This window comes from Halomonas profundus (assembly GCF_020865425.1).
GTDB classification, from domain to species: domain Bacteria; phylum Pseudomonadota; class Gammaproteobacteria; order Pseudomonadales; family Halomonadaceae; genus Vreelandella; species Vreelandella titanicae.
The window spans coordinates 730,531-753,090 of the sequence record NZ_CP086344.1 but is presented as its reverse complement, the minus strand read 5'-3'; the positions used below and the strand labels follow the sequence as shown (position 1 = coordinate 753,090).

16 protein-coding genes are annotated in these 22,560 nt (G+C 56.6%); 2 read left to right on the top strand and 14 right to left on the bottom strand.

The features are described 5' to 3' along the window. Positions 1–140 precede the first annotated feature (140 nt). The 3 genes from LMS44_RS03525 to LMS44_RS03515 all read right to left on the bottom strand — a co-directional run bounded on the left by LMS44_RS03525 (position 141) and on the right by LMS44_RS03515 (position 2,387). Entirely contained in the window at positions 141–605 is a 465-nt protein-coding gene (locus LMS44_RS03525) for a regulatory protein RecX (RefSeq protein WP_022519966.1), read from the bottom strand. Between the two features lie 39 nt (positions 606–644). Beyond that, positions 645–1,718: a recombinase RecA gene (gene recA, locus LMS44_RS03520; RefSeq protein ID WP_009286780.1), complete on the bottom strand. Its 1,074-nt coding sequence runs from the start codon at positions 1,716–1,718 to the stop codon at positions 645–647. Positions 1,719–1,847: 129 nt separating this feature from the next. After that, on the bottom strand, positions 1,848–2,387 hold the full coding sequence (locus tag LMS44_RS03515; protein WP_230804949.1) for a CinA family protein: 540 nt from the start codon (positions 2,385–2,387) through the stop codon (positions 1,848–1,850). A gap of 83 nt (positions 2,388–2,470) precedes the next feature. Between LMS44_RS03515 and mutS the strand changes: the two genes are divergently transcribed. After that, positions 2,471–5,032 (top strand): DNA mismatch repair protein MutS, encoded by a 2,562-nt coding sequence (gene mutS / locus LMS44_RS03510; protein ID WP_009286779.1) that lies wholly within the window; start codon positions 2,471–2,473, stop codon positions 5,030–5,032. Between the two features lie 320 nt (positions 5,033–5,352). Further along, the gene (fdxA, locus tag LMS44_RS03505) at positions 5,353–5,676 is read left to right on the top strand and encodes a ferredoxin FdxA (RefSeq protein ID WP_007111508.1); all 324 of its coding nucleotides are present in this window, start codon (positions 5,353–5,355) and stop codon (positions 5,674–5,676) included. A 565-nt stretch (positions 5,677–6,241) separates the two neighbouring features. On the opposite strand, the gene eno is transcribed toward fdxA, so the two are convergent. The 11 genes from eno to LMS44_RS03450 form a co-directional block, all read right to left on the bottom strand. Continuing rightward, positions 6,242–7,531 carry a phosphopyruvate hydratase gene (gene eno, locus LMS44_RS03500; protein WP_041157616.1) on the bottom strand — a complete coding sequence of 430 codons (1,290 nt, stop codon included), beginning with the start codon at positions 7,529–7,531 and terminating at the stop codon, positions 6,242–6,244. Between the two features lie 66 nt (positions 7,532–7,597). Then, the gene (gene kdsA / locus LMS44_RS03495; protein WP_022519970.1) at positions 7,598–8,461 is read right to left on the bottom strand and encodes a 3-deoxy-8-phosphooctulonate synthase; all 864 of its coding nucleotides are present in this window, start codon (positions 8,459–8,461) and stop codon (positions 7,598–7,600) included. 12 nt (positions 8,462–8,473) lie between these two features. Further along, positions 8,474–10,129 (bottom strand): CTP synthase, encoded by a 1,656-nt coding sequence (pyrG, locus tag LMS44_RS03490; protein ID WP_022519971.1) that lies wholly within the window; start codon positions 10,127–10,129, stop codon positions 8,474–8,476. A 446-nt stretch (positions 10,130–10,575) separates the two neighbouring features. Beyond that, positions 10,576–11,994 (bottom strand): FAD-dependent oxidoreductase, encoded by a 1,419-nt coding sequence (locus LMS44_RS03485; RefSeq protein WP_009286775.1) that lies wholly within the window; start codon positions 11,992–11,994, stop codon positions 10,576–10,578. A gap of 36 nt (positions 11,995–12,030) precedes the next feature. Beyond that, positions 12,031–16,473, bottom strand: coding sequence for a glutamate synthase large subunit (gene gltB / locus LMS44_RS03480; protein ID WP_041157615.1), 4,443 nt, complete (start codon positions 16,471–16,473; stop codon positions 12,031–12,033). Positions 16,474–17,000: 527 nt separating this feature from the next. Continuing rightward, entirely contained in the window at positions 17,001–18,119 is a 1,119-nt protein-coding gene (gene aroB, locus LMS44_RS03475) for a 3-dehydroquinate synthase (protein WP_041157614.1), read from the bottom strand. Beyond that, complete coding sequence (aroK, locus tag LMS44_RS03470) at positions 18,116–18,694, bottom strand: shikimate kinase AroK (RefSeq protein WP_009286772.1); 579 nt, start codon at positions 18,692–18,694, stop codon at positions 18,116–18,118. The genes aroB and aroK overlap by 4 nt, the downstream gene beginning before the upstream one ends. Beyond that, positions 18,694–20,754: a type IV pilus secretin PilQ gene (locus tag LMS44_RS03465; protein ID WP_230804913.1), complete on the bottom strand. Its 2,061-nt coding sequence runs from the start codon at positions 20,752–20,754 to the stop codon at positions 18,694–18,696. The genes aroK and LMS44_RS03465 overlap by 1 nt, the downstream gene beginning before the upstream one ends. A 13-nt stretch (positions 20,755–20,767) precedes the next feature. Continuing rightward, positions 20,768–21,334: a pilus assembly protein PilP gene (locus tag LMS44_RS03460; RefSeq protein ID WP_041157612.1), complete on the bottom strand. Its 567-nt coding sequence runs from the start codon at positions 21,332–21,334 to the stop codon at positions 20,768–20,770. Next, the gene (locus tag LMS44_RS03455) at positions 21,331–21,990 is read right to left on the bottom strand and encodes a type IV pilus inner membrane component PilO (protein ID WP_027957366.1); all 660 of its coding nucleotides are present in this window, start codon (positions 21,988–21,990) and stop codon (positions 21,331–21,333) included. The genes LMS44_RS03460 and LMS44_RS03455 overlap by 4 nt, the downstream gene beginning before the upstream one ends. Beyond that, positions 21,987–22,559, bottom strand: coding sequence for a PilN domain-containing protein (locus tag LMS44_RS03450; RefSeq protein WP_041157611.1), 573 nt, complete (start codon positions 22,557–22,559; stop codon positions 21,987–21,989). The genes LMS44_RS03455 and LMS44_RS03450 overlap by 4 nt, the downstream gene beginning before the upstream one ends. Between the last annotated feature and the right edge of the window lies 1 nt (position 22,560).

Sequence of the window (22,560 nt, the reverse complement as noted above, 5' to 3'; positions counted from 1 at the left end):
TTATAGCGCAGTTGTCAAACGACTAAAGCCGCACTTAGTGGCAGAAAGGCAAACAGCCACGTAAACAACTGGATGAACAAGCGTATTAGAGCGCTACTAGAAATGTAAGAGGGGGTATTGTATAGGCTGGGGAAAACGTATTACAGACAGGAGAGCGCGTAGCGAATTTGTTCAAAATCGAAGCCGCGACTAGCGAGAAAACGTTCACGCCTAGCGCGCTCTTTGGGGGTCTCACCGGGGCTATCAAAACGCCGCGCCAGGGTTTCCCGGGCCAGCTCAAACCAGTCGACCTGCTCGCCCCCCTCCACTTCTTCAAAAGCGGTGGCAAGGGTTTCCTGGTCTATGCCGCGCTGGCGCAACTCGCCTTTAATACGAATCACGCCTTGGCCACGCAGTATGCGCGAGCGCACGAAACTGGCCGCAAAGCGCGCGTCAGACTGCAGCCCTTGTTCAACCAAGGCGTCCAGGCACTCATCAATAGCGGCATCGTCGAAAGACTTTTTCTTCAGACGCTGAGCAAGCTCGGCGCGGGAGTATTCGCGCCGAGCCAGTAAACCAATGGCGATATCACGGGGCGTAGCATCACGCTGGGAGGTGAATGCCATCAGCTTATCTTAGCTAGCATTAGCTTAGTGAGTATCGTCTTACAGCAGATCGTCATCACCCGCATCCAATTCTGCCGCTGCTTCGGCAGGCGCATCTTCCTTCTCCTTTTTAGGATCGGGCTTGGCCAAGAGCTGCTCACGAATCTGCGTTTCGATTTCGAGCATAATTTCCGGGTGCTCTTCCAGATACAGCGCTGAATTGGCTTTACCTTGACCGATTTTCTTACCTTTATAGCTGTACCAGGCACCGGCTTTGTCGACTAGGTTGCACTGCACGCCCAGGTCGATGACCTCACCGGCGTGGTAGATACCCTTGCCGTAAAGAATCTGGAATTCAGCCTGACGAAATGGCGGTGCCACCTTGTTTTTGACTACTTTCACGCGGGTTTCGTTACCGGTGACTTCATCACCCACTTTCACCGAGCCGGTACGACGAATATCCAGACGCACGCTGGCATAGAACTTCAGCGCGTTACCACCAGTGGTGGTTTCGGGGCTACCAAACATGACGCCGATCTTCATGCGGATCTGGTTGATGAAGATCACCAAGCAATTGGCGTTTTTGATATTACCGGTGATTTTACGCAGTGCCTGAGACATCAAACGCGCCTGTAGGCCAACGTGGGAATCACCCATTTCGCCTTCGATTTCAGCGCGCGGGGTCAACGCAGCGACCGAGTCGATAACAATCACGTCAACACCGCCGGAGCGTACCAGCATGTCGGTAATTTCCAGCGCCTGCTCGCCAGTGTCCGGCTGGGAAATCAGTAGATCATCCAGGTTGACGCCTAGCTTTTCTGCGTAGCTAGGGTCAAGGGCGTGCTCGGCATCCACGAAGGCACACACTTTGCCCTGTTTTTGCGCCTGAGCAATCACCGAAAGGGTCAGGGTCGTTTTACCCGACGATTCCGGGCCAAAGATTTCGCACACACGGCCAAACGGCAGCCCGCCGATGCCGAGGGCGATATCCAGACCCAATGAACCGGTGGAAACCGACGGCATGACGACACGCGGTGCGTCGCCTAGACGCATGACGGTGCCCTTGCCGAACTGACGGTCGATTTGGGTGAGTGCAGCGTTTAGCGCTTTAGTGCGGTTGTCATCCTGAGCCATTCAGAGATTCCTCATAACAAGCTGTATAATTAGCCAGTAGTATGCCAAAGATTGCGCCGTAAACAAATCCTTGATCGCGCTTTCTCTCATCTATTTTATCAACAGCCTTTTTGCATATGCGCCTTTTTCTTACGGCTGGTTCGTCTTGCTCGCCTTCTCGCGCTCATTCAGGCGCACCACCAGCCCAACCAAGGCCTGACGCACGGCCTGCTCTCGCACCGACTGACGGTCACCTGGAAAGTGAAAGCATTCAGCTTCCTGGGCAGCAGCATCTCCCCAGGCCAACCAAACCGTACCCACCGGCTTTTCAGCGCTCCCCCCCTCTGGGCCTGCAACACCGCTAACGGCAACAGCTAAGCCCGCGCCACTTTCATTACAGGCGCCCAGCACCATGGCTTTGACGACCTCCTTGCTGACAGCACCGTGCTCGGCCAGCGTGGTCTCAGGCACCCCCAATAAGCGCGTTTTAGCAGCATTCGCATAGGTCACATAGCCCGTCGTAAAGTAAGCAGAGCTACCCGCCACCTCGGTAATGGCGCTGGCAATGCCGCCCCCCGTACATGACTCAGCGGCGGTCACTTCCACATTCAACTGCTTACACAGCCGCCCCAGCCGCTGAGCTAACAGGGTTAAATCAAGATTTTTCAGGCTAGTTTCGCTGGGCACTATGGTCGCTCCTTCAAGTGAGTCGTCTATTCAGCGTAGAATACTGCGTTTAGCTTTCTCAAAGAAATTGCTCAATCAGGACGCCCATGTCACAGGCCACTCCCCCTAACACGCCCATGATCACGCAATATTTAAAGATCAAGCGCGAGCACCCCGAGGTACTGCTGTTCTACCGCATGGGGGATTTTTATGAACTGTTTTTCGACGACGCCAAGCGCGCCGCCGCACTGCTGGATATTACCCTTACCCAGCGTGGGCAGTCAGGCGGCAAGCCTATCCCGATGGCGGGCGTCCCCTATCACAGCGCTGAGGGCTATCTGGCCCGCCTCGTCGCCGGTGGGGAGTCGGTGGCTATTTGTGAGCAAATTGGCGACCCCGCGACCAGCAAAGGGCCCGTTGACCGCCAGGTGGTGCGTATCGTCACCCCCGGCACGCTCCACGATGAAGCGCTGCTCGATGCCCGCCGCGACAACGTGCTGGTATCCGTTTCACCCGGAAAAGAGAGCTGGGGCCTTGCCTGGCTGGAGCTCTCCAGTGGTCGCTTCAACGTACTGGAAGTAGACAGCGAAGCCGAAATGCTCGCCGAGCTGACGCGTCTCTCCCCGGCCGAGCTGCTGGTACCCGAAAGCTTAACGCTACCCGAGGCCTGGTCGCAGAAACGCAGCCTGCGCCGCCAGGGCGAGTGGCTGTTTGATTTGGAAAGCGCTACCCGTAGCCTCTGCGACCAGTTCGAAGTGCAGGATTTACGTGGCTTTGGCTGTGCGCACTTAACCTCTGCGCTAATTGCTGCCGGGGTATTGATCGATTATGCCCGGGACACTCAGCGCTCGCGCCTGCCCCACGTGACCGCCATCAGCGTTGAGAACCGCGACGACGCGGTGGTGATCGACGCTGCCAGCCGCCGTAATCTGGAAATTGATATCAACCTGGGCGGCAGCAGCGACAACACCCTGGCCAGCGTGCTGGATACCTGTACCACCGCCATGGGTTCACGGCTACTCAAACGCTGGCTTAATCGGCCACTGCGTCAACGCGAGATTGTCCAGGCCCGTCATGCGGGTGTGGCGCTGCTAAGCCTGGATGCCGCCTATATGCCGCTGCGCGAGACGTTGAGCGCGGTGGGCGACGTGGAGCGCATTCTGGCCCGGGTGGCGCTGTATAGCGCCCGCCCGCGCGATTTGGCACGGCTGCGGGATGCACTGGTAACGCTTCCGGAACTGGAGCAACAGCTTAGCGAGGTTGAGAGCGGCAGTGCGCTGGATAACCTGCGCCCGCATATTCGCCCCTACCCAGAAATGGCCGATATGCTCAGCCGGGCGCTGGTAGAAAATCCGCCGGTGGTGATCCGCGATGGCGGGGTGATTGCCGATGGCTTTGATTCAGAGCTCGATGAGCACCGTGGCATGGCCGAAAACGCGGGCGACTATCTTATTCAGCTCGAGCTTCGCGAGCGCGAGCGCACGGGGCTAGCCAATCTCAAAGTGGGCTACAACCGGGTGCACGGCTACTTTATTGAGCTACCGCGTTCACAAGCCCAGCAGGCGCCCGCCGACTATATTCGCCGCCAGACACTTAAAAATGCCGAGCGGTTCATTATCCCCGAGCTCAAAGAGTTTGAAGATAAGGCACTCTCCGCTAAATCTCGCGCGTTGACGCGTGAAAAATGGCTCTACGATCGCCTGCTTGGCGATCTCAACGCAAGCCTTCACGCGCTGCAGAGCACCTCGCAAGCCTTGGCGGAACTGGACGTACTGTGCGCCTTTGCCGAGCGCGCCGAGGCGCTGAACTGGGTGCGTCCAACACTCAGCGAAACCACCGGGATTCAAATTGACGCGGGACGACATCCGGTGGTCGAGCAGGTGAGCGAGACACCCTTTGTGCCCAACGACGTGACGCTCAATCCTGACCAGCACATGCTGATTATTACCGGCCCTAACATGGGCGGTAAATCGACCTATATGCGTCAGACGGCGCTCATCGCCCTTCTCGCTCACTGCGGCAGTTTTGTGCCCGCCGATGCCGCCGAGATCGGCCCGCTGGATCGAATATTCACCCGCATTGGCTCATCGGATGACTTGGCCGGCGGGCGCTCTACCTTTATGGTCGAGATGACTGAAACCGCCAACATTCTCCACAATGCCACCCAGCAAAGCTTGATCCTGATGGATGAAATTGGCCGCGGCACCAGTACCTTTGACGGTCTGTCGCTCGCCTGGGCAAGCGCTGAACATTTGGCAAAAGGACGCGCGCTAACGCTGTTTGCGACCCACTACTTTGAAATGACGGCGCTGCCTGAGCATATGGAAGGGGTGGCCAATATCCACCTAACGGCGACCGAGCATGGCGACAGCATTGTGTTTATGCACCGCATCGAAGCGGGCCCGGCCAGCCAGAGCTATGGTTTACAGGTGGCGCAATTAGCGGGTGTGCCCAACCATGTGATTAAACGTGCCCGCGAGAAGCTGATAAGTTTGGAGCAGCGCGATGTGGATAACACGGCGCAGGCGCCGCGAACCGCACCGCAGCAAAACGATCTGTTCGCCGCTGCACCGCATCCGGTGGTCGAGGCGTTGGAAAACGTCGATATGGATGGTTTAACACCGCGGGAAGCGCTATCACTATTGTATCAGTGGCGAGACCTGATCTAATGGTGCTTATAGCATGAAAGGCGATAAGTTAGATTCAGGTGCCAGGGCAGGTTGAAGCGAGGGTCTTTCGACAGGGCCGGAAAATGTTCCCGACTATTCCGGCATTTCCGCCATCCATGGCGGTCAGATGTCGAAAGTAGCGTCTTCGCGGAAACCTGTACTGGCATTGCTACCAACTGGGATCATATGGCGCTTGCCGCCAGGTATGCGCACCTCTAGAATGTCGTTCAAACTTTTAGCTTATAAAAAACGGCTGATTTATAACCATTCACGATTGACCATGGCTGGGAGTTACCCGGCCCTGCAAGAGGGATAGCAAGATGACGTTTGTCGTTACCGAGAACTGCATCCAGTGCAAATACACCGACTGTGTGGAAGTCTGCCCGGTCGACTGTTTTTACGAGGGCCCGAACTTCCTGGTCATTCATCCTGACGAGTGTATCGACTGCGCGCTGTGTGAGCCCGAGTGCCCCGCCGAGGCGATATTCTCCGAGGATGAGCTGCCGGATGGACAGGAGGCCTTTATCGAGATTAACGCTGAGATGGCCGAAGTATGGCCCAACATCGCCGAAAGAAAAGACCCGCTGCCGGACGCCGAAGAGTGGGATGGCAAGCCCGGCAAGCTTGAGAAACTAGAGCGCTAAACGCTGTGACGGTTTAAAAATCAGCACATAGCTCTTTTTAAAGGCTCTCTTTAAAAATTCTCTTTAAACCAGCGCTGGTTGTTAAAAACAGCGCTGGTTTTTTTGTGTTTTCAAAAGTGTATCGTCAAAAATGTGCTGCCAAATTGCGGGCAAAAAAAGGCGACCCGTAGGCCGCCCGCTCCAAGCACTTCCTCTGACCACTCCCTGGATCAACCTCCTCAGATGACGTCCTTGCCAGGGCTCACCTCACTGTATCACCCGGCGCATCTGACCTACATCCCGCTGCATCCTGACTGAAGCGTCCTTGCCTCCCCTTGTCCTGTGTATATTGTGTCAGATCATGGCCGCTTCTCAACAAAGCCAAAATGCAAAAGGGCGAGTCGCTGCGACTCGCCCTTTTTAAAAAACTACTTATTAAACAATATCTTAAACTTTACTTAGTGGCAAAGTAAGCTATTTCTTACCCTAAACCGAGCGATTCTCGTCGGTATTTGTAAGATATCTCTTACAAAATTTTGAGACATCTCTTACAAGCACCTCTAAAAATTCGCTCGATATTGGCATTTTACTGCCCTTTAATGGCTTTCAAACCTGGGTAGGTCACATCACCCAGCTCTGCTTCAATCACCAGCAAACGGTTGTACTTGGCAACCCGATCAGAGCGGCAAAGTGAGCCCGTTTTGATCTGACCGGCACAGGTACCCACCGCCAAATCGGCAATGGTGGTATCTTCGGTTTCACCGGAGCGGTGAGAAATAACCGCCGTAAAGCCAGCATCCTGCGCCATCTTAATCGCGTCCAGCGTCTCGGAGAGCGAGCCGATCTGGTTGAACTTGATCAGGATAGAGTTACCGATCTGCTCATCGATACCGCGCTTGAGAATCTTGGTATTGGTCACGAATAGGTCATCGCCCACCAGCTGCACTTTATCGCCCAGCTTATCGGTCAGCGCTTTCCAACCCGCCCAATCCGATTCATCCATGCCGTCTTCGATAGACACAATCGGGTAATCGGCACACAGGCCTGCCAGGTAATCGGTAAAGCCTTGGGCGTCGTAGCTTTTGCCTTCACCGGAAAGGTTGTACTGACCGTCTTTGTAAAACTCAGACGAAGCACAATCCAGCGCCAGCGTGACGTCTTTACCCAGCTCATAGCCAGCATCGGCAACGGCTTGTTTAATCACCGCTAGCGCATCAGCGTTAGACGCCAGGTTAGGCGCAAAGCCGCCCTCGTCACCGACGGATGTAGAGAGCCCTTTCGCGGAGAGCACTTTCTTCAGCGCGTGGAAAATTTCCGCGCCCATGCGCAGCCCTTCACGGAAGTTAGGCGCGCCCACTGGCTGCACCATAAATTCCTGGATATCGACGTTGTTATCCGCGTGCTCGCCGCCGTTGATGATGTTCATCATCGGCACCGGCATGCTGTACTGGCCAGGTTGACCGTAGAGCTCGGCAATGTGGGCGTAGAGCGGTACGCCTTTGGCGTTAGCAGCTGCTTTAGCCGCCGCCAGCGAAACGGCTAGGATGGCATTCGCCCCCAGATTCGCTTTGTTTTCAGTGTCGTCCAGCGCCAACATGGCATCGTCCAAGCCGCGCTGATCACGCGCATCCATGCCCATCAGCGCTTCACGAATTTTGCCATTGACCGCATCGACTGCTTTCAGCACGCCTTTGCCCAGGTAGCGCGACTTATCGCCGTCACGCAGCTCTAACGCTTCCCGGGAGCCGGTTGAGGCACCGCTGGGGGCACAGGCTTCGCCGACAGCACCGCTGGCTAGGCGGACGTGCGCTTGCACGGTCGGGTTACCACGGGAATCCAGCACTTCCAACGCACTGATAGCAACAATTTTGGTCATGGCAGTATCCTTTCCTGTTAGTCAGATAAAATTATTAATATAACGACCTGATTAGCTAAATACAGCTTAGCGAATCGTTAGCGGCTCAAACCCTTTGACCAGCGCATCCAACTGGGCAAGCTGAGTCAAGAACGGCTCTAATTGATCCAGCGGCAATGCACAGGGACCATCGCATTTGGCGTTGTCTGGGTCAGGGTGGGCTTCCAAAAACAGCCCGGCAAGGCCGACAGCCACGCCTGCACGCGCTAACTCAGCCACCTGGGCACGGCGCCCATCAGCACTATCGGCACGCCCACCGGGGCGCTGCAGCGCGTGGGTCACATCGAAAAATACCGGGTAGCCGGTTTGCTTCATATCACCAAAGCCCAGCATATCAACAATCAGATTGTTGTAACCAAAGCTTGAGCCGCGCTCGCAGAGCATCAACTGGTCGTTACCCGCTTCCTGGAACTTGCTGAGGATATGACGCATTTCATGGGGCGCCAAAAACTGCGGCTTTTTGATATTGATAACCGCGCCGGTTTTGGCCATGGCGACCACCAAATCAGTTTGGCGAGCCAAAAAGGCCGGCAGTTGGATAATGTCAGCGACTTCAGCGGCTGCTTGCGCCTGCCAAGGCTCGTGAACGTCAGTGATGATCGGCACGTTGTGGCGAGCTTTGATATCGGCCAGTATCTGCAGCCCTTTCTCGATACCCGGGCCGCGGTAGGAGTGAATCGAACTGCGATTGGCTTTGTCAAAGCTGGCCTTAAAAACGTAGGGCATACCCAGCTTCTGGGTCACCGTGACGTAGGCTTGAGCGACTTCGTCGGCAAGATCGGCCGACTCCAGTACGTTCATGCCACCCAGCAGCATAAGCGGCAAGGAGTTACCGGCGGTTAAGCCGGCAACGTTAATATGACGCTCTTGAGATCGGTCTTGAGAAGCCATGCTTCTGCCCTCTTATTCCTGCGAGTTCGCGTGGGCGCGACTGCGCGCTGTTTTGTAATCCAAGGCGGCGTTCACAAAGCCAGAGAACAGCGGGTGACCATCACGGGGAGTAGAAGTGAACTCCGGGTGGAACTGGCAGGCTACGTACCAAGGGTGGTCAGCCAGCTCGATGACTTCAACCAGCGATTGGTCGACGCTCTTGCCTGAGATAACCAAGCCCGCCTTTTCAAGCTCATCGATAAACTGGTTATTGACCTCGAAGCGGTGACGGTGGCGCTCGACAATCTCATCCGAGCCGTAGGCTTCGCGTGCTTTGGTTCCCGATGCCAAATGGCATACCTGGCCACCTAAGCGCATGGTGCCACCTAAATCAGACGCTGCATCACGCAGCTCGACTTTGCCTTCTGGGCTTAGCCATTCGGTGATCAAACCTACTACCGGGTGCTGGGTGTCGTGGGTGAACTCGGTAGAGTTGGCGTCGTTCCAGCCTGCCACATTACGGGCAAACTCAATCACCGCCACCTGCATACCCAGGCAAATACCCAGATATGGCACGTTGTTTTCGCGGGCGAATTGAGCGGTCATAATCTTGCCTTCTACGCCACGTTCGCCAAAGCCGCCGGGCACCAGAATAGCGTCTTTACCCGCCAAGCGCTCGGTGCCATGACGCTCAATGTCTTCGGAGTCAATATAGTCGACATTGACCTTGATACGACCCTGGATACCGGCATGAATCAGCGCTTCGTTGAGCGACTTGTAGGCATCCAGCAGCTCCATGTATTTACCGACCATGGCAATACTGACGGATTTGAGCGGGTTGAGCTTGGCATCAAGTACCTTCACCCACTCGGATAAATCTGCTTCCGGGGCTTCCAGGCGCAGCTTATCGCAAACGATCTCGTCCAGACCGTGTTCATGGAGCATCAGCGGAATGCGATAGATCGTATCGGCATCCTGCAGCGGTACCACGGCACGCTCTTCGACGTTGGTGAACAGAGCGATTTTGCGGCGCTCGCTCTCTTCCAGCTCAACTTCGCTGCGGCAAATCAGAATATCCGGCTGGATACCGATAGAGCGCAGCTCTTTAACGCTGTGCTGGGTCGGCTTGGTTTTGGTCTCACCCGCCGTTTTGATGTAGGGCACCAGGGTCAGGTGCATAAACAGCGCGCGGTTGGCGCCCTGCTCACTACGAATTTGGCGGATCGACTCCAGGAAAGGCAGTGATTCGATATCACCAACCGTGCCGCCGATCTCTACCAGCGCCACATCAAAACCTTCACCGCCCGCGTAAACGCGCTCTTTAATCTCGTCGGTGATATGCGGAATGACCTGGACGGTGCCACCGAGATAGTCGCCCCGACGCTCTTTACGCAGCACGTGCTCGTAAACACGGCCGGTCGTAAAGTTGTTGCGCTGGGTCATTTTGGTGCGAATAAAGCGCTCGTAATGCCCGAGATCAAGATCGGTTTCGGCGCCATCTTCTGTGACGAACACCTCACCGTGCTGGAAGGGGCTCATGGTGCCCGGATCCACGTTGATGTACGGGTCGAGCTTGAGCATGGTGACCTTAAGGCCGCGGGCCTCTAAAATCGCCGCAAGCGAGGCGGAGGCGATGCCCTTGCCAAGAGAGGACACAACGCCGCCGGTCACGAAGATATATCGTGTCATGGATAACCTGTCGAAACGTGATCAGAAGGCACGGCAGAAAGCCACGCCAGGATGGGTCGACAGACTAGCAGATTACGACCTAAGGCTCAATTTGAACTGCACTGCTTAAAGTACGCACTGTCATTCTGAAGCATCGCATCTTGTCATTGCGAGGAGCGCAGCGACGCGGCAATCTAACCCAGATCGCCACGCTTCGCTCGCGATGACATTATGCTAAATATGCGCTGTAATTGTGAAGCATCGCGCCCTGTCATTGCGAGGAGCGCAGCGACGCGGCAATCTAACCCAGATCGCCACGCTTCGCTCGCGATGACATGAAGCTAAATACGCGCTGTAAATTGTGAAGCATCGCGCCCTGTCATTGCGAGGAGCGCAGCGACGCGGCAATCTAACCCAGATCGCCACGCTTCGCTCGCGATGACATTAAGCCTATAAAGGCACTTCTTTCACACGCCCAGGTAATCCAGAATACCTTCTGCAGCCTGGCGACCTTCGTAAATCGCCGTGACCACCAAATCAGAACCGCGCACCATATCGCCACCGGCAAAGATTTTTTCGTTGCTGGTTTGGAAGGCGTACTGGCCGTGCTCCGGCGCGGTGACGCGATCGCGCTCGTCCACCTGAATATTGGCGCTATCGAACCACGGTGCAGGGCTTGCCTGGAAACCGAAGGCGATAACCACGGCATCCGCCGCAATGATCTCTTCAGAACCGGGCACTACTTCAGGACGCTGACGGCCGTTTTCATCAGGTTCACCCAAGCGTGTGCGCACAACCTTCACGCCCTCGACCTTCTCTTCACCGACGACCGCCACCGGCTGACGGTTGAACAGAAACTCAACGCCCTCTTCACGAGCATTGGAGACTTCACGGCGCGACCCCGGCATGTTGCCTTCGTCACGACGGTACGCACAGGTCACGCTGGTAGCGTTTTGACGAATCGAGGTACGGTTACAGTCCATCGCCGTATCACCGCCGCCCAGCACTACCACACGCTTGCCTTCCATAGAGATATAGTCGTTGGGATCTTTTTCAAAGCCCAGGCAGCGGTTGACGTTGGCAATCAGGAAATCGAGGGCCTTGTACACGCCCGGCAGATCTTCACCGGGGAAGCCGCCTTCCATGTATTTATAAGTCCCCATCCCCAGGAAGACCGCGTCGTACTCCTGCATCAAGGTCTCAAACTCGATATCGGTGCCAATCTCGGTATTCAGGCGGAACTCGACGCCCATCTCTTCAAAGACTGCCCGGCGGCGCTCCATCACGCTCTTTTCCAGCTTGAACTCGGGAATACCAAAGGTCAGCAGGCCACCGATTTCCGGGTACTTGTCGAACACCACCGGCTTGACGCCGTTACGGGCCAAAATATCCGCACAGCCCAGGCCCGCGGGGCCTGCGCCAATGATGGCGACTTTTTTATCCGTCCAGGTAACGTGGGACATATCCGGACGCCAGCCCATGGCAAACGCCGTATCGGTGATGTACTTCTCCACCGAGCCGATGGTGACGGCACCAAAGCCGTCATTCAGCGTGCAGTCGCCTTCGCACAGACGATCCTGCGGGCACACGCGACCACATACTTCGGGCAGCGAGTTGGTTTTGTGCGACAGCTCAGCGGCTTCAATAATGTTGCCTTCCACCACCAGCTGTAGCCAGTTGGGAATATAGTTGTGCACCGGGCACTTCCACTCACAGTACGGGTTACCGCAGTGCAGGCAGCGATGCGCCTGGCTCGCCGCATCGGTGGGCTTGTAAGGTTCGTAAATTTCCGCAAACTCTTTGGCACGGGCACGGGCGTCTTTCTTCTGTGGATCCTGACGACCCACATCAACAAACTGAAAATCGTTATTTAAACGGTTAGCCATGATCTCTCTCCTGTCAGCGTGAGGGGCATAAACGGGTTATTGCGGCTGACGCCGAGACTGATCCAGCAAACTACCCAAGCTGGCCGCTTTTGGCTTAACCAGCCAGAAGTGGCGCGCATAGTCGCTGAAGTCTTCCAGAATAGCCGCCCCACGCGCGGAACCCGTCGCGGCCACATAGGCTTCGATCATTTCACGCAGGTGACGACGATACGCCTCCATGGCCTCTGTGTTAACGCGGTGAATCTCGACCAGTTCGTGGTTGTACTTATCCACGAAGGTGCGCTCTTCATCCAACACATAGGCAAACCCACCGGTCATGCCCGCGCCGAAGTTGACTCCGGTCTCACCGAGCACGCAGACCAAACCGCCGGTCATATATTCGCAACAGTGGTCGCCAGCGCCCTCGATCACCGCTGAGGCACCAGAGTTACGTACTGCAAAGCGCTCGCCCGCGGTACCGGCGGCGAATAGCGTTCCGCCGGTGGCACCGTAAAGGCAGGTGTTGCCGATAATGGCCGTTTTATGACTCTCAAACTGGCTGACTTTGGGCGGCACAATCACGATACTGCCGCCATTCATACCCTTGCCGACGTAGTCGTTGGCGTCGCCTTCCAGGAAGAGATTCAGACCCCGAGCATTCCACACCCCGAAGCTCTGCCCCGCCACGCCAACGAAATTGGCCGTGACCGGCGCCGCTTCTAGCCCCTCTTCACCATAGCGTTTGGCAATGGCACCAGAGGTGAGTGCGCCCACGCTGCGGTCACAGTTGGTGATGGTGAAGTGGAATTCACCGCCCGACTGGCTTTCGATAGCATCTTTCAGCGCCGCCAGCACTTCCTGGTTTTTAGCGCCCGGATCGTGGGGCACGTTACGGCTAACCCTGCAGAACTGCGGCGCATCTTTGGGTACAAAATCATTGGCCAGCAGCGGCGTTAGATCGAGCTTACGCTGGGAAGCCGTATCGCCTTCAAGTACTTCCAAAAGGTCGGTACGCCCGATCAAATCAGTGAGCTTGCACACACCGAGCATGGCCATCAGCTCACGCACTTCTTCGGCGATAAAGCGGAAGTAGTTCTTGACCATATCCACGGTGCCGCGGAAGTGCTCGCCGCGCAGGAAGTCATCCTGAGTCGCGACCCCAGTGGCACAGTTGTTGAGGTGACAGATGCGCAGGTACTTACAGCCCAACGCCACCATGGGCGCGGTGCCGAAACCGAAGCTCTCGGCGCCAAGAATCGCCGCTTTGACAACATCCAGACCGGTTTTCAGGCCGCCATCGGTCTGCAGGCGAATCTTGTCGCGCAGCCCGTTGATGCGCAGCGCCTGATGCACTTCCGGCAGCCCCAGCTCCCAGGGTGAACCGGCGTGTTTGATCGAGGTCAGCGGGCTTGCCGCTGTACCGCCGTCGTAGCCTGATACGGTAATCAAATCCGCGTAGGCCTTGGCCACACCGGTGGCGATCGTGCCGATCCCCGGCTCGGAAACCAACTTCACCGACACCTGAGCCTCAGGATTGACCTGCTTGAGGTCAAAAATCAGCTGGGCCAAATCCTCGATAGAGTAAATATCGTGGTGCGGGGGCGGCGAAATCAGCGTGACGCCAGGGACTGCGTAGCGCAGCCGAGCAATCAGTTGGTTTACCTTGCCGCCAGGTAGCTGACCGCCCTCACCTGGCTTGGCACCTTGGGCGACTTTGATCTGCAGCACTTCCGCATTGACCAGATACGCCGGGGTCACGCCAAAGCGGCCTGAAGCAATCTGCTTGATCTTGGAGCTGCGAATGGTGCCGTAGCGGGCTGGATCTTCACCGCCCTCACCGGAGTTGGAACGCCCGCCGGCTTCGTTCATGGCCTGGGCCAGCGCTTCGTGGGCTTCCGGCGATAGCGCACCCAGTGACATACCGGCGCTATCAAAGCGCGGCAATAAATCTTCAACCGGCTCTACGTCTTCCAGCGCAATCGGTGTTTCCGCAGGCTTGAGCTTGAGCAAGTCACGAATAGTGGCCACAGGCCGCTCGTTCACCAATTGAGCAAACTTTTTCCACTTGGTATAGCTGCCTTCCTGAACCGCCGCCTGTAGTGACATCACCACATCGGGGTTGTAGGCGTGGTACTCGTGGCCGTGCACATACTTGAACATGCCGCCCTGGGAGATGCCTTTACGGGGAATCCAGGCATCTTTCGCCAGCAGCGCTTGCTGCATCTGAAGCTCGGCAAAACCGGCGCCTTGAATGCGCGACGCCATACCGACAAAGCAGAGATCCATTACTTCATCTGCCAAGCCCACGGCTTCAAACAGCATCGAGCCGCGGTAGGAAGCCAACGTCGAGATACCCATTTTAGACAGGATCTTGAACAGGCCTTTCTGCAGCCCTTTACGGTAGTTCTCACGACCGTCAGCCGGGTTGCCGGTCAGCTCGCCCGTGCGGTGCATATCCGCCATGACCTGATAAGCGAGCCATGGATAAACCGCCGTAGCGCCCACGCCAAACAGCACCGCCATTTGGTGGGCGTCGCGAGCGTAGCCGGTTTCTATCACGATGTTGGCGTTGGGGCGCAGCGCCAACCGGCCTAAGTGAGAGTGCACGGCACCCACGGCCAGGGCAGCCTGAATGGGGATCAGCCCTTTCGTCAGCTCCGCATCGGTGAGCACCAAAATGACCTTACCGGCGCGGACTTGAGCTTCGGCCTCTTCACATAAAGCCTTAAGCGCTTGATGCAAGCTCTGCTGTTCGGGATCGTAACCCAACGACAGTGTATAGCTGGCAAACGCAGGATCGTCCTGGCTAACCAGAGCGGTAAACTTGCGTGGGGACAGTACCGGCGTGGTCAAGATCAAGCGGTGCGCGTGCTCAGGCGTCGCTTTAAAGACGTTAAGCTCAGCGCCACAGCAGGTTTCCAGCGACATCACGATCGCTTCGCGCAGCGGGTCGATGGGCGGATTGGTGACCTGGGCAAACTTCTGACGGAAGAAGTCAGTTAGCAGGCGCGGGCGGCTCGACAGCACCGCCATGGGCGTATCGTCGCCCATGGAGCCAACGGCTTCCTGACCACTCTCTGCCAGCGGGCGCAGCACCTGGTCACGCTCTTCGAAGCTAACCTGGAACAACTTCTGCTGAACGTTGAGCGAATCGGCATCCATGGTTTGGAAACGCGCAAGCTCGGTCAGTGCCGACTCTAAATAGTTCGCCTCCTGCTTAAGCCAACGCTTATAGGGGTAGGCGGATTTCAGCCGCTCATCGATATCGGTGGTGTGCAGCACTTCGCCGGTTTCGGTATCCACGGCGAGCATTTGACCAGGGCCAACGCGGCCTTTAGCGACCACGTCTTCCGGCTTATAGTCGTAGGTGCCAATTTCAGAGGCCAGGGTAATATAGCCATTCTTGGTCATTACCCAGCGCGCCGGACGCAGGCCGTTACGGTCAAGCATACACACCGCTTGGCGGCCGTCGGTCATCACTACGCCCGCCGGGCCGTCCCACGGCTCCATGTGCATGGAGTTGTATTCGTAGAAGGCGCGCAGCTCGGCGTCCATGGTCTCTACGTTCTGCCAGGCGGGCGGCACCATCATGCGTACCGCGCGATGCAGCTCCATACCGCCGGTCAGCAACACTTCCAGCATGTTGTCCATACTGGAGGAGTCGGAGCCGGTGGTGTTAACGATCTCGTCCAGCTCGGTGATATCCGGCAGACGCTCGTTAACGAAGTTGGCTTTACGCGAGTTCGCCCAGCCGCGGTTGGCCTCAATGGTGTTGATCTCGCCGTTATGGGCCAATAGACGGAACGGCTGTGCCAACGGCCAGCGCGGCGCGGTATTGGTCGAGAAGCGCTGGTGAAACACGCAGATGGCGGTTTCCAGGCGCGGGTCATTCAAGTCCTGATAAAACGCCGGTAGGTCTTCCGGCATCACCAGGCCTTTATAGGAGACCACTTCTGACGAGAGCGAGGCGACGTAGAAGTCTTCTTCACCGCGTAGCGCCTGCTCGGCACGGCGGCGGGCCATAAACAGGTCAACATCGAAGTGTTCACCCTGGCCTGGCTGCACAAACAGCTGACGAATACGTGGCAGGCAGTCCAGCGCCATGGGGCCGCAAACGCTGGAATCGGTGGGCACATCGCGCCAGCCAACCACGTTCAGCCCACGTGCTTCCAGCTCGCCAGTCAGGGTATCGCGGGCATGCGCTTCACGGGCATCATCGTTGGGTAGAAACACCACACCCACGGCAAAGCGTTCGCCCAGCTCAGCATCAAACGCCTCTTTGGCCAGCGCCTGCATAAACGGGGTCGGCATTTTCAACAGCAGACCGCAGCCATCGCCGGTTTTGCCGTCGGCAGCGATACCACCCCGGTGGGTCATGCAAGTCAGGGATTCAATGGCAGTTTTCAGCAAATCGTGGCTAGCCTGGCCTTCCATATGGGCAATCAGGCCAAAACCACAGTTATCGCGAAACTCGCCAGGCTGGTGAAGACCTCTATTCATGGGCGTGCCTCTACTAGTCAGCGTATTTTTTTAGCAGCGTGCTTATGGTATAAAGGACGGTTTCGCTTTTTTTATAGTGCTTATAACCTGCCCAGAATGGGGTACTTCCCAAGTTCGCTGCCGCAACAAAATGGCCGGTCAGCATAGCGATTGCTAGCCACTTTGCGCAATCTCTTGGCGCCCACATTGTTAGAGAAACTCTTTTCAAATCCTGTATTTGCATCCTCATTCAAGGAAAAAATACATATACTTCAACCACTTGTAACAAGGTAAAACGCTATTTTAACGCTCTTTATTTTCCATTAAACTTTAGTCTAGACAGCGCCCAAAAACCCATGCCGATAGCGCATAAGGCATACGGATTATATAAAACAGCGTTCGACAAATGGGCTCACGATGTAGCCGAGCGAATAAAAAACCGCCCAATGAAAACCACTCTACGTAAGGAGCGATCCATTGGGCGGGTAGGATATAGCTGGCCAGTTTTTGGAATGAATAAGTTTTGAAATGACTAGCTTGTGAAAGGATTACTTTTCCACTGGACAGCGCGGGTAATCATCGAGCAGCGTGCGAAGGACATCAACGGGCGTGGCATCGCTAACACAAGCATCGCCCAGGGCGTTAAGCAGCACCAATCGCAGCCGCGTATCGATATTTTTCTTATCCAGCCGCATGCGGGTTAAAAAGTCATCGCTGGTCATATTCGCCGGTGCCGCTAACGGTAGCTCGGCGCTCTCGATCACCGCCAGGCTGCGTGCTAGCGCCGCATCGGTGAGCCAGCCCAAGCGTCGGGAAAGCGTTGCCGCCATGGCCATGCCAGCGCCCACGGCTTCGCCGTGTAGCCAGTTGCCGTAGCCCTGATGCGCCTCAATGGCATGACCAAAGGTGTGGCCCAGGTTGAGCAGCGCGCGGACGCCCTGTTCCGTCTCATCTTCGGCAACAATGTCTGCTTTGATTTGGCAACTGCGCGCAATGGCGTCTGCGACGACCTCAGGCTCCACATCAAGTAGTGCGGGCATGTTGGCTTCCAGCCAGCTTAAAAACGCTTCGTCGCGGATCAGGCCGTACTTGATAACCTCGGCCAGCCCGGCGGAGAGTTCGCGACGGGGCAGACTCTTGAGCGTATCAATATCCACCAGCACCGCTTTGGGCTGCCAGAAGGCGCCAATCATGTTTTTCCCCAGCGGATGGTTAACGCCGGTTTTACCCCCCACCGACGAATCCACCTGGGAAAGCAGCGTGGTGGGCACTTGGATAAACGCTACACCTCGCTGATAGGAAGCGGCGGCGTAGCCGACCATATCGCCGATCACTCCACCGCCTAAAGCAATTAGCGTGCAGCGGCGGTTAAAACCGGCCTCTAGCAGCGCGTCCCAAATACGGCTGACCTGTTCGATGGTTTTGTATTGCTCGCCATCGGGGAGTATGACCGTGCGCACTTCCAGATGATCCGGCAGGCTAGCGCAAAGCGTGTCCAGGTAGAGCGGCGCGATAGTCTCGTTAGTGACGACCATCACCTGCTGGCCGGCCAGATAAGGCGTTAGCATATCGGCACGCCCCATCAGCTCGGTGCCAATATGAATCGGATAGCTGCGCTCGTCTAAAGCAACATGAAGGGTGCGTTGCGCGCTGGCTGTCGAGTTCATGGCGATACCTTATGGTTAAGCGTTTTAGCCGACGATGATGAGGGCTCGAGTGGATCTACCAGCCGATGCACCCGGCGCAGGATTTCATTGACCACCGCTCGCGGGCTGCGCCGGTCGGTGCGCACGGCAATATCCGAGGTGGCGCGATAAAGCGGGTCGCGCTGGGCAAACATATCGTTGAGCACCTGCTCGCGGTTGGCGCACTGCAGCAGTGGCCGGTTGCGATCTTTCGCTGTCCGTTTGAGCTGCTGGTCGACGGTGGTCAGCAGATAAACCACCGTGCCACGCTCGCGAAGTGCGCGGCGATTCTCTTCGCGCAGCACCGCACCGCCGCCTGTGGCGACGACGACCGGAGAGAGCCGGGTTAGCTCATCAATCATATGAATTTCCCGCAGGCGAAAGCCTTGTTCGCCCTCGACATCAAAAATCCACGGGATATCTGCCCCGCAGCGGTCTTGGATGGCGTGGTCACTGTCGTAAAACGGGCGCGCAAGCTCGGCCGCCAATAGGCGACCAATGGTGCTTTTGCCAGCCCCCATGGGGCCTATGAGAAATAAATTGGGTAAATCCTGCATCAGCGAACCGTTAAGCCATCGTCTAGGAGTCGTGGAGTAATAAAGACTAACAACTCTACCTTTTCATTGCTCTCTTCGGTATAGCGAAACAGTCTACCGAGCAAAGGAATATCACCCAAAAGCGGTGTTTTGGCGATTTGGCGCAGCTCTTCGGTGGTCAAAATTCCGCCTAACACCACCGTTTGGCCGTTATCTACCAGCACTTGGGTCTCAATTTGGTTGGTATCAATCGGCGGTTCACCGCCAAACGCCGATTCACGAAAGCTGTCATTTTTAATCACCAGATCCATAATAATGCGGTTATCCGGGGTAATCTGCGGGGTGACTTCCAATGAAAGCTCGGCTTCTTTGAATTCGGTATCCGGATTGTCGTTGCCATCCACACTCTGGAAGGCACGCTCTTCACCCTGGCTAATTTTGGCGGTACGTTGATTGGCGGTAATAATTCTAGGCTGAGAAATAGTCTGGCTTTTCCCTTCACTTTCCAGTGCGCGCAGCTCCAAATCCAACAGGATATCACCGGATAAGTAGCCAAAGCTAAAACCGGTGCCCGGCCCAGTGGCAGCACCTAAATCCACAGCCAAGCCGCCCTGTGCCCGGTTGATGCCATCAGGGTTGATATCCCGTCGGCTGAAGGTGCCATCTTCCCCCTCCTGAAAGCCGCGGGTACTCGACATCCCCCAGTTAACTCCCAGTTCACGGGAAGCAGTGTCCCTTGCAATGACAATGCGCGCCTCAATCTGTACCTGCCGAACAGCCACATCCAGGCGGTCAATGGTGCGGGCAATATCGCGCACTTGATCAGCGGTATCTTGCACCAGCAGTGTATTGGTGCGGTTATCAATGCTGACGCGTCCCCGCTCGGTAAGCAAACCAAAGCCATCACCGTCACCTCCGCGTAGCAACTGAGCTAAATCTTTGGCCCGCGCATACTTGATCTCGATAAACTCGGTAACCAACGGCGAGAGTGTTTCGCGCTGATTGCGTGCCTCTAGTTCCTGGCGTTCCAAATCGGCCAATTCACTAGCGGGCGCTACCACGATCACATTGCCCTGCTCACGGCTCGATAGCCTCTTGCTTTGCAGAATCAGTTCGAGCGCCTGATCCCAGGGCACATCATTTAAATTGAGCGTTACACGCCCCGATACGCTATCGCTGGCGACTAAATTTAGCCCGGTAAATTCGGCCAGTTTCGCTAGCACCGAGCGTACTTCTATATCCTGAAAATTAAGACTCAACCGTTCGCCGGTGAAGCGTTCACCTGTCGTCTGGGAGGGTTGCGCCTTCTGACTGGCGGGCTGGACTTCCACAGTCAGCGTGCGGCCATTTTGCGTGGAGATCATCGCATAAGCGCCCTGCGTGGCGATCGCTAACTGGGTGGCGTCCTGGCTGGTGCGGGGCGTAATCCGTGTTATGGGAGTGGCGAAATCGGTGACATCGTAGATTTGGTTAAGCGAGTCTGGCATCGCCACATCGCGCAGATCCACCATCACTTGATCGGGGCCGCCTTCCCGTACATTCGCCTCGACGCCTTCGCGATCAAAGGTGACTATCAACCGTCCGGCACCATCTGCACCGCGACGAAAGTCAATATTCTCAACCTGCGGCCCTTCATCGGTTTCAAGCCCCGCTGAAGCGATGCTGGGCGAAGGGCTAGGCAAGCGGCTGGCACCTGAAGCAAAGGTAATGCGTAGGCGATCATCCATTACCCGTGATGTGAACGCCTGCGACTCGCTCAGATTGACCACCAAACGCGTGCGGCCATTGCCCTCCAGCGCGGTAATCTGTTCGATACCGTTACGATTAACGTTGATGCGCCGATCAGTGAGACCACTTTGGGTTGCTGCCAAATCCAGCGTCACTCGGGGAGGAGAGTCTAAGCGGTAGCTGCGTAGTTCAGGCATATCACCGGTAAAACGCAGGTCAAGATGGGTTCCACCGTTCTTAGCGGGTTGAACCTCAATACCGGTCAGCACCGAGGCAGCTGCCAATGAGGGCAACAGTAAGCATAGTGCGGCCATGGCCATGTAGAGAGTGATTCGCCAAGCTGTAACTGCCATGAGCTGTATCCGCTTACTCGCTGTTTTCGTTGATGACTAGTGACACTTGCCGCTCCTGCCACCCTTCAGGCTGAGTGAACACCCGTTCGGTAACGCGTATTTCTTGGGCGTTGATCTGGGAGATACGCCCATAGTCGGTGCCCATATAGTTACCCTCTTTGACGCTGATCACGTTGCCATCCGGCGATGCAATCAACGCCACTTGTCGCTCTCCCATACGCATAGTACCGACCAATCGCAGCTCTTGCAGTGAGAAGCGCTCCAGCGGCTCTGGCGCGCGCTGCCGGTCGGGAGCGAGCGCAACTTCGCCTCGATCAGCGCTATCCTGAGCAATCTCGTCGGGAGGCAAAAAAGGGCTACGCCCGTCGCTATACAAGTAGGATAAATCTTGGTTTTCGGGCAGCGCGACAGCCATAACCGGCGGTTGCCCGCCAGGGGACTGACGAATATCGGCCAGCGTGCCTTCAAGCTGAGCCAAGTCGGCGTCTGCACAGCCGGTGAGCACCACCGCGGAGACCGTCAAGGTGACGGCCGAGGTTGCCCTTCTTGTTGCTACAAAAAGCAGTTGTTCAGCTCTCATGGCGCCTGCGCCCCCTCTGTGGAGGTTTGGTCGCTCTCCTCCACATAGCGGTAGGTGCGGGCCAAGAGCGAAAGACGCAGCGCTTCGCCGCGGCCATCGGCGGGTTCCAGGTTAAAATCGTGCTGGGTCACCATGCGGGGTAGCGAGGCGATATCGGCACTAAAGCGCGCTAACTGGTGATAGCCGCCACGCACCTGTATATCCAGCGGCTGCTCGACATAATGGGCCTGGGCTTGCGCTGGGCGCAGCCGAATCGTTTCAATGGTCAGGCGGTTATCGGCGGCGGCATCGCTAATGCTATCCAGCAGCGAGGGGATTTCTGCATCGGTAGGGAGCATGGTACGCAAGCGCCCCACCTGCCCTTCCAGGGTCGCCAACTGATCGCGCATTTCCGGCAGGAAGGCCGCTTGCGAGGCTTTGCTGCGGTATTCGCTCAGCAGCCTGGCTTCTTGGCGCTGGGCGACCATCAAGGCCTCGCGCTGTTCACTCACCACTAGCCACAGCATGACGCTCAATGCTGCCAGCAGCGCCAAGCAGCAGCACAGCACTTTTAATAGCCACGGCCAGCCGCCGGCCTCTTTAACGTCTAGATCCCGCCAGTCGACATCCCACAGGCGCTGCCACTCAATAGCCCACTGCTCGCGGTTAAGCGTCATGGAAGCGCCTCCTCAGCACCTTGCGGCAGCGCTGCGGTGGCCTGTTCCACATCAAAACGAAATACCCGGCCTGAGCCGTTTTGCTCACTCTCTACCGCCAATAACGAGGGCACAGCCAACCCCGGCAGAGCGGCAATGCGGCGCAGTTGCTCGGAAACCTGGCGCTCACTGTCTGCCACCGCAGTGATACTGACGTTATTACCGTTCTTCGATAAGCGTTGATAAATGACGCCATTGGCCACGCTCTCTGCCACATCATTCAACAGCTGCACAGCATCCGTTCGCTCGGTCTGCAGCGCCTGAAACACCGCGATCTGCTCGCCTAATCGCTCGGCGTCGCTGGCGTAGCGTGAGACGCTCTCGATATCGGCATTAAGACGCTCAATGTGGCTACTAATGTAAGCATTACGTTGCTGCTGGGCTGCCAGCTTGAGCTGGTAAAAATGCGAGATCAGCAGGCCAAGTACAACACCCACCACCAGCATGCCTGCCACCACGACGTAGAATTTGCGGGTTCGCCGTTCACGTTGCGCTTCACGCCAGGGCAGTAGGTTAATGGTCATGCTCATT